Annotated in this window: 9 protein-coding genes and 1 pseudogene; 4 read left to right on the top strand and 6 right to left on the bottom strand. The window is 51.9% G+C overall.

The features are described 5' to 3' along the window. The 3 genes from ACJHYW_RS03460 to sugE all read left to right on the top strand — a co-directional run. The coding region (locus ACJHYW_RS03460) for an IS1 family transposase (RefSeq protein ID WP_000663719.1) at positions 1 to 178 on the top strand (178 nt) is incomplete at its 5' end. A gap of 164 nt (positions 179 to 342) precedes the next feature. Further along, positions 343 to 489 (top strand): lipoprotein toxin entericidin B, encoded by a 147-nt coding sequence (gene ecnB, locus ACJHYW_RS03455; RefSeq protein ID WP_000239596.1) that lies wholly within the window; start codon positions 343 to 345, stop codon positions 487 to 489. Between the two features lie 175 nt (positions 490 to 664). After that, positions 665 to 982 (top strand): quaternary ammonium compound efflux SMR transporter SugE, encoded by a 318-nt coding sequence (sugE, locus tag ACJHYW_RS03450; protein WP_000118475.1) that lies wholly within the window; start codon positions 665 to 667, stop codon positions 980 to 982. Here the strand turns inward: sugE and blc are convergent. The 6 genes and pseudogenes from blc to frdA all read right to left on the bottom strand — a co-directional run bounded on the left by blc (position 979) and on the right by frdA (position 6,107). After that, positions 979 to 1,512, bottom strand: a complete 534-nt coding sequence (blc, locus tag ACJHYW_RS03445) for a lipocalin Blc (RefSeq protein ID WP_001238378.1) — start codon at positions 1,510 to 1,512, stop codon at positions 979 to 981. The genes sugE and blc overlap by 4 nt on opposite strands. 87 nt (positions 1,513 to 1,599) lie before the next feature. Then, positions 1,600 to 2,733: pseudogene (locus ACJHYW_RS03440) on the bottom strand (BlaEC family class C beta-lactamase). A 62-nt stretch (positions 2,734 to 2,795) separates the two neighbouring features. Beyond that, positions 2,796 to 3,155, bottom strand: coding sequence for a fumarate reductase subunit FrdD (gene frdD, locus ACJHYW_RS03435; RefSeq protein ID WP_000609663.1), 360 nt, complete (start codon positions 3,153 to 3,155; stop codon positions 2,796 to 2,798). A gap of 10 nt (positions 3,156 to 3,165) precedes the next feature. Next, the gene (gene frdC / locus ACJHYW_RS03430; RefSeq protein WP_000208757.1) at positions 3,166 to 3,561 is read right to left on the bottom strand and encodes a fumarate reductase subunit FrdC; all 396 of its coding nucleotides are present in this window, start codon (positions 3,559 to 3,561) and stop codon (positions 3,166 to 3,168) included. A 10-nt stretch (positions 3,562 to 3,571) separates the two neighbouring features. Then, positions 3,572 to 4,306, bottom strand: coding sequence for a fumarate reductase iron-sulfur protein (gene frdB, locus ACJHYW_RS03425; protein ID WP_000829498.1), 735 nt, complete (start codon positions 4,304 to 4,306; stop codon positions 3,572 to 3,574). Then, a complete protein-coding gene (frdA, locus tag ACJHYW_RS03420; RefSeq protein WP_001192967.1) occupies positions 4,299 to 6,107 on the bottom strand; it encodes a fumarate reductase (quinol) flavoprotein subunit in 1,809 nt (602 codons plus the stop codon). The genes frdB and frdA overlap by 8 nt, the downstream gene beginning before the upstream one ends. Before the next feature lie 324 nt (positions 6,108 to 6,431). Here frdA and epmA point away from each other — a divergent pair, with 324 nt between their 5' ends. Beyond that, positions 6,432 to 7,409 (top strand): elongation factor P--(R)-beta-lysine ligase, encoded by a 978-nt coding sequence (gene epmA / locus ACJHYW_RS03415; protein ID WP_000004771.1) that lies wholly within the window; start codon positions 6,432 to 6,434, stop codon positions 7,407 to 7,409. Positions 7,410 to 7,480 lie beyond the last annotated feature (71 nt).

Raw genomic sequence — 7,480 nt, 5'->3', positions numbered from 1 at the left:
CCTGAAGGGAAAGCTGCACGTAATCAGCAAGCGATATACGCAGCGAATTGAGCGGCATAACCTGAATCTGAGGCAGCACCTGGCACGGCTGGGACGGAAGTCGCTGTCGTTCTCAAAATCGGTGGAGCTGCATGACAAAGTCATCGGGCATTATCTGAACATAAAACACTATCAATAAGTTGGAGTCATTACCAAACATCTCGGTAATTCCATCTCCCGCGCTGCCAGCTAATTTTTCTTCTCTTCCGAAAAATCATCAGATTTCCATCATTTTTGGTGATGTTGTCTATTATTAATTTGCTATAGGCAAACATAAATAACATTACCTAAAAGGAAGACGTTATGGTGAAGAAGACAATTGCAGCGATCTTTTCTGTTCTGGTGCTTTCAACAGTATTAACTGCCTGCAACACCACGCGTGGCGTTGGTGAAGACATTTCTGATGGCGGTAACGCGATTTCTGGCGCAGCAACGAAAGCGCAGCAGTAAGCAATAACGGTACGACAGTTATGTCGTGCCGTTTGTTTTTTCTGCGATAGTCACAAAGGTAATAGTTGAAATTCCCCTGCCACCTGGCAAAATATCCGTTCAACCATCAGCTTTGCAGGACGACCTGCAAACGCCTCTTTTCACCGGGGACGGCCCCAATTCTCCGGAGCCTGATATGTCCTGGATTATCTTAGTTATTGCTGGTCTGCTGGAAGTGGTATGGGCCGTTGGCCTGAAATATACCCACGGCTTTAGTCGTTTGACGCCAAGTGTTATTACCGTGATGGCGATGATTGTCAGTATGGCGCTACTTGCCTGGGCGATGAAATCGTTACCAGTAGGGACGGCTTATGCCGTGTGGACGGGTATTGGCGCAGTCGGCGCGGCCATCACCGGCATTGTGCTGCTCGGTGAGTCCGCTAACCCGATGCGCCTGGCGAGTCTGGCGTTAATCGTATTGGGGATTATTGGTCTGAAACTCAGCACTCATTAACTACCGGGCTGCTGTACCCAAATAAACTTACTGACATCAAACCCTTCCCGGGTCGCGACTGCCAGCATCTCCTGTTTCACTTCGTCAGAAATGGTTGGCGTGCGGGAGAGTATCCACAGGTAGTCGCGGTCCGGGCCGCAAACCAGCGCATGGCGGTATTCCCGATCGAGTGCAATAACGTTATAACCGCCATAGAAAGGACCAAAGAATGACACTTTCAGCGCAGCGCGAGTTGGTGCGCCGGTAAAGTACGCTTTCCCTTCACTCTGCTGCCACATTCCTCTGTCAGGGTTATAGCCTTTATTAATGACATTCAGGCCGCCGTCATCACGCAGGCTGTATGTTGCGGTGACTTTTTCCAGTCCACGTTCAAAGCGGTGATCAAAACGGGCAATCTCATACCAGGTGCCGAGATAGCGTTTAGCGTCGAAATTATTCACTACGGTCACGCCACGCGGCGGCGTAGGAGAACTGCAGGCAACGACCAGAAATGCAGCTGTCGCTGCGGCAACGAGAGGGAGCAGGCGCATAAATGTTTCCTTACTGGTTTTTTCTAATTGTAGATGACAGCAAGGAAAAGCGGAGAAAAGGTCCGAAAATTCGGACCCGATGAAATTTTACTGTAGAGTGTTGAGAATCTGCCAGGCGGCGGTAACTCTCGCTGGATTGGGATAGTTTTTGTTAGCCAGCATCACGATACCCAGCTCTTTTTCTGGAATAAACGCGACATAGCTTCCAAATCCGCCGGTCGCCCCTGTTTTATGTACCCATGATGCGCGTACTGCAGGAGTTGGGGGCTTAATCGCTTTTACCGGGCGTGCTGCCAGTGCAATTTTATTGTCACTGCCGTTAATGATGCTGTCAGGATTGACCGGCCAGTCCAGCATTTCCCAGCCCAGGCCCTGATACATATCGCCGGTTTGCCAGTAGCGAGATTGTGCCAGTTGTATCCCTTGTTGAAGCGTTTTCTCAGTGATATCAAGGGGTTTTAAATTGCTTTGCACCCAGCGGGCCATATCTTCAATGGTCGACTTCACACCATAAGCTTCAGCATCTAACGCCCCTGGCGAAACATGCACTGCCTTACCTTCGCGATATCCCCAGGCGTAATTCTTTTCTTCTGCGGACGGCACATTAATCCACGTATGAGTGAGTTTGAGTGGCTGGAAGACACGAGTTTGCATCGCCTGCTCAAAACTCAAACCAGACGGCTTCACAGCCAGTGCGCCGAACAAACCGATACTGGAGTTGGCATACAGACGTTGTGTTCCTGGAGCCCATGCAGGCTGCCAGTTTTGATAGAAGCGCAGCAAGTCGCTTTAGGATTTCACCTCATCCGGCACCTGCAATGGCAGGCCGCCAGCGGTGTAGGTCGCAAGATGTAATAGTGTGATCCCATTCCATTGTTTAGCGGTAAGTTCAGGCCAGTATTTTGTCGCGGGATCGCTTAACTTGATTTCCCCTCGAGCAATAGCGTCGCCACCAAGTACGCCCGTAAATGTTTTGCTGACCGAACCTAACTCAAACAACGTTTGCTGTGTGACGGGCTGCTTTTTGGCGATGTCCGCATAGCCCCAGGTAAAGTAATAAGGTTTACCCTGATAAATTACCGCCACCGCCATACCGGGGATCTTTTGTTGCTCTATAAGCGGGGTAATTGTGCGATGCACAATATCGTTGATTTGTTGAGGGGCAGCAAATGTGGAGCAAGAGGCGGTAATTAATAAGGCGCAGAGCGTCATTTTGAACATAGGGTCTGGTTTCCATACAAAACGGCCCGCCATAGGCGGGCCGGATTTACATTGGCGATGCGTTAGATTGTAACGACACCAATCAGTGTGACAACTGTCAGGATAGCAGCCAGACCGTAGAAAACCCATTTACCCGCAGGTACGTGGATTTTCAGATCGTGCATCGCGTGGTGCATACGGTGTAAACCACACCACAGCGGCAGAACGATCATCAGGAACAGGAATACGCGACCAATGAAGCTCTGCGCGAACGCCAGAACGCGCTCGTAGCTCAGCGCATCACCCGGAAATAGCCCCAGTGGCAGCAGAATACCCACCAGCAGGATCATCACCGGCGCAATAATTGCGCTCCACATACCACCGGCCCCGAAGAGGCCCCAGAATACCGGTTCGTCAGAACGCTTTGGATTTGGATTAATCATCTCAGGCTCCTTACCAGTACAGGGCAACAAACAGGATTACGATGGTGGCAACCACAGTTACCGCCCAGAGACTTTTGATAATTGGCTCTGGTCCCATTTTTTCGTCTTTTACAATGATATTGGCTGCTTTTGGTGCCAGCTCAAACCAGGTTTTGGTGTGCAGCAGGGCTGCCGCCAGAGTGATCAGGTTAATGATCACGATAACCGGGTTTTGTAAAAAGTCGACGAATCCCGCCCAGGCTTCCGGGCCATTTTTCAGGGCAAACAGCCCGAAAATCAGTTCAATGCTGAACCACACAGCCGGAACCGCCGTGCCTTCGCGCAGCATGTAAAAGCGATAAAACGGCAATTTTTTCCACCAGGTGGACGTCATTGGCCGTACATACGGTTTACGTTTAGTCGTCATGTTGCACTCCTTAGCGTGGTTTCAGGGTCGCGATAAGAAAGTCTTTCGAACTTTCTACTTTGCCCTGCTGAATGGCCGCAGCCGGATCGACGTGTTTCGGGCAGACTTCGGAGCAGTAGCCCACGAAAGTACAGCTCCATACGCCGTTCTGGCTGTTCAACTGCGCCATACGCTCCTTCTTACCGTGGTCGCGGCTATCTTCGTTATAACGATGCGCCAGCGTAATGGCAGCCGGACCGATGAACTCTGGGTTCAGGCCAAACTGCGGGCACGCGGCGTAGCACAGACCACAGTTGATGCAACCGGAGAACTGGTGATACTTCGCCATCTGCGCCGGGGTCTGGATGTTAGTACCCTGATCCGCGGTGCGGGAGTTGCCGATGATGTACGGTTTGATCGCTTCCAGACTTTCGATGAAGTGGGTCATATCGACCACCAGATCGCGTTCAATCGGGAAGTTAGCTAACGCTTCAACCTTCATACCGTCGGTGTAATCACGCAGGAAGGTTTTACATGCCAGTTTTGGCACGTTGTTAACCATCATGCCGCAGGAACCACAAATCGCCATACGGCAGGACCAGCGGTAGCTCAGGTCCGGTGCCAGGTTGTCTTTGATGTAGCCCAGCGCATCCAGTAATGAGGTAGTTGCGTCATAAGGCACTTCATAGAATGCGCTATGCGGTGCGGTATCGACTTCCGGGTTATAGCGCACCACCTCAATTTTCAGGTTTTTCATCTCAGCCATTCGCCTTCTCCTTCTTATTGGCTGCTTCCGCCTTATCGGCTGCATCCGCTTCGCCACCGTAAACGCGTTTAGCTGGCGGCAGCGTAGTAATCTTCACGTCGCTGTACTCCAGGCGAGTCGTGCCATCAGCATCGCGGAAGGCGAGGGTGTGTTTGAGGAAGTTGACGTCGTCACGCTCGGTGCAACCTTCGTCCAGACGCTGGTGCGCGCCGCGGGACTCTTTACGTGCCATTGCGGAGTGCGCCATACATTCAGCAACGTTCAGACCGTGACCCAGTTCAATGGTGTAGAGCAGGTCGGTGTTGAACACGCTGGAAGTGTCGGTGATGCGCACGCGCTTGAAGCGTTCCTGCAATTCTGCCAGCTTGTCGATGGTTTTCTGCATCAGTTCTGGCGTACGGTAGATACCGCAGCCTTCTTCCATGGCCATGCCCATTTCGTCGCGGATCTTAGCCCAGTTTTCGCCGCCATCCTGGTTAACCAGATCTTTCAGGCGCTGTTCAACGCCAGCAACCTGAGCATTGATTGCTGCATCGTTGCCATTACCGGCAGTAGATGCGCGTTCCATAGCTTGCTCACCGGCCAGACGACCGAAGACCACCAGTTCCGCCAGCGAGTTGGAGCCCAGACGGTTCGCACCGTGCAGACCAACAGAGGAACATTCACCCACGGCGAACAGACCTTTAATGCGGGTTTCACAGTTCTGATCGGTTTCGATACCGCCCATGGTGTAGTGCGCGGTCGGACGTACCGGAATCGGTTCTTTAACCGGATCGACGCCAACGTACGCTTTCGCCAGTTCGCAGATGAACGGCAGACGTTCATGCAGTTTTTTCTCGCCGAGGTGACGCAGGTCGAGATAAACCACATCGCCACGCGGCGTGGAGATAGTGTTGCCTTTACGCCATTCGTGCCAGAAGGCCTGAGAAACTTTGTCGCGTGGACCCAGTTCCATATATTTGTTTTTCGGCTCGCCCAGCGGAGTTTCCGGGCCCATGCCGTAATCTTGCAGATAACGGTAGCCATTTTTGTTGACCAGAATACCACCTTCACCGCGGCAGCCTTCTGTCATCAGGATACCGGAACCTGGCAGACCGGTTGGGTGATACTGAACGAATTCCATGTCACGCAGCGGAACGCCGTGGCTTAGCGCCATACCCATACCGTCACCGGTAACGATGCCGCCGTTGGTGTTGTAACGATAAACGCGACCCGCACCGCCGGTAGCCATAACGACCGCGTTAGCACGGATCTGCACCAGCGTGCCTTCCATCATGTTCATTGCTACCAGGCCGCGAACATGACCATCATCAACCAGAATATCCAGCACGAAATGTTCGTCAAAACGCTGGATCTGCGGGAATTGCAGAGAGGTCTGGAACAGCGTGTGCAGCATATGGAAGCCGGTCTTATCGGCGGCGAACCAGGTACGCTCGATTTTCATGCCGCCGAAGCGACGTACGTTGACGCTACCATCCGGGCGACGGCTCCATGGGCATCCCCACAGTTCCAGTTGGGTCATTTCGGTTGGGCAGTGGTGGACGAAATAATCCACGACATCCTGCTCACACAACCAGTCGCCACCCGCTACTGTATCGTGAAAGTGATATTCGAAGCTGTCATGATCCTGCGCGACAGCGGCGGAGCCCCCTTCTGCAGCAACGGTATGGCTACGCATCGGGTATACTTTTGAGATTAGTGCGATTTTTGCATTTGGATTTGCCTGCGCGGCAGCAATTGCAGCACGTAATCCCGCGCCACCGGCGCCTACAATGGCAAGATCGGCTTGAAAGGTTTGCACGACATTCCTCCAGATTGTTTTTATCCCACAGCCCCGTACTTCAGGGTAAGTGCCTGAAAGTTACGGTCTGCGAACGCTATTCCACTGCTCCTTTATAGGTACAACAGTATAGTCTGATGGATAAGTCTGAAATTTGACGAGATCGATTTTTTTAGTGCGCAAGAGGGCTAAATTATCACTGAAGATGATTAATTTAATTACTAAACCATCAGATCGTGCTTTTTTTAGTCACTGCCCACCGTTGTTTGATTCCTGCGTAAAATTTGTCTCGCCGTCGCGTTGCGAGTAGACTTCGTGCCCTTGTCAAAAACTGGAGATTTAACTATGAGCGAAACGGCATCCTGGCAGCCGAGCGCATCCATTCCTAACTTATTAAAACGCGCGGCGATTATGGCGGAGATCCGTCGTTTCTTTGCCGATCGTGGAGTGCTGGAGGTGGAGACGCCTTGTATGAGCCAGGCGACGGTAACCGATATTCATTTGGTCCCGTTTGAGACACGTTTCGTTGGCCCCGGGCATTCGCAGGGGATGAATCTCTGGTTAATGACCAGCCCGGAATACCATATGAAGCGCCTGCTGGTTGCCGGTTGTGGGCCGGTATTCCAGCTGTGCCGCAGCTTCCGTAATGAAGAGATGGGGCGTTATCACAACCCTGAGTTCACTATGCTTGAGTGGTATCGACCGCACTATGATATGTACCGGTTGATGAACGAGGTGGACGATCTCTTGCAACAGGTGCTGGACTGCCCGGCAGCAGAAAGCCTTTCTTATCAACAAGCTTTCTTGCGTTATCTGGAAATTGACCCACTCTCTGCCGACAAAACGCAACTGCGGGAAGTGGCAGCGAAACTGGATTTGAGCAACGTTGCCGATACTGAAGAAGACCGCGACACGTTGCTACAATTGCTGTTTACCTTTGGCGTAGAGCCAAATATTGGTAAAGAAAAACCGACCTTTGTGTACCACTTTCCAGCCAGCCAGGCATCACTGGCGCAAATCAGTACCGAAGATCATCGGGTCGCTGAACGCTTTGAGGTTTATTATAAAGGTATTGAGCTGGCGAATGGTTTCCATGAATTGACGGATGCCCGTGAGCAGCAACAACGCTTTGAACAAGATAACCGTAAGCGCGCGGCGCGCGGTTTGCCGCAGCACCCCATTGACCAGAATCTGATTGAAGCCTTGAAAGTCGGTATGCCTGACTGTTCCGGCGTGGCATTAGGTGTTGATCGTCTGGTGATGTTGGCGCTGGGCGCGGAGACACTGGCTGAAGTCATCGCCTTTAGCGTTGACCGGGCATAATTCTGAAAAATTACTGAATTAACCGCGAAGAATGGCGTGATAAGCGCCATTCTGTAGCATATGTTTTCATT

Source organism: Escherichia sp. WS3063 (assembly GCF_046486595.1).
Classification (GTDB): domain Bacteria; phylum Pseudomonadota; class Gammaproteobacteria; order Enterobacterales; family Enterobacteriaceae; genus Escherichia; species Escherichia coli.
This window is presented reverse-complemented; position numbering and strand designations above follow the sequence as displayed.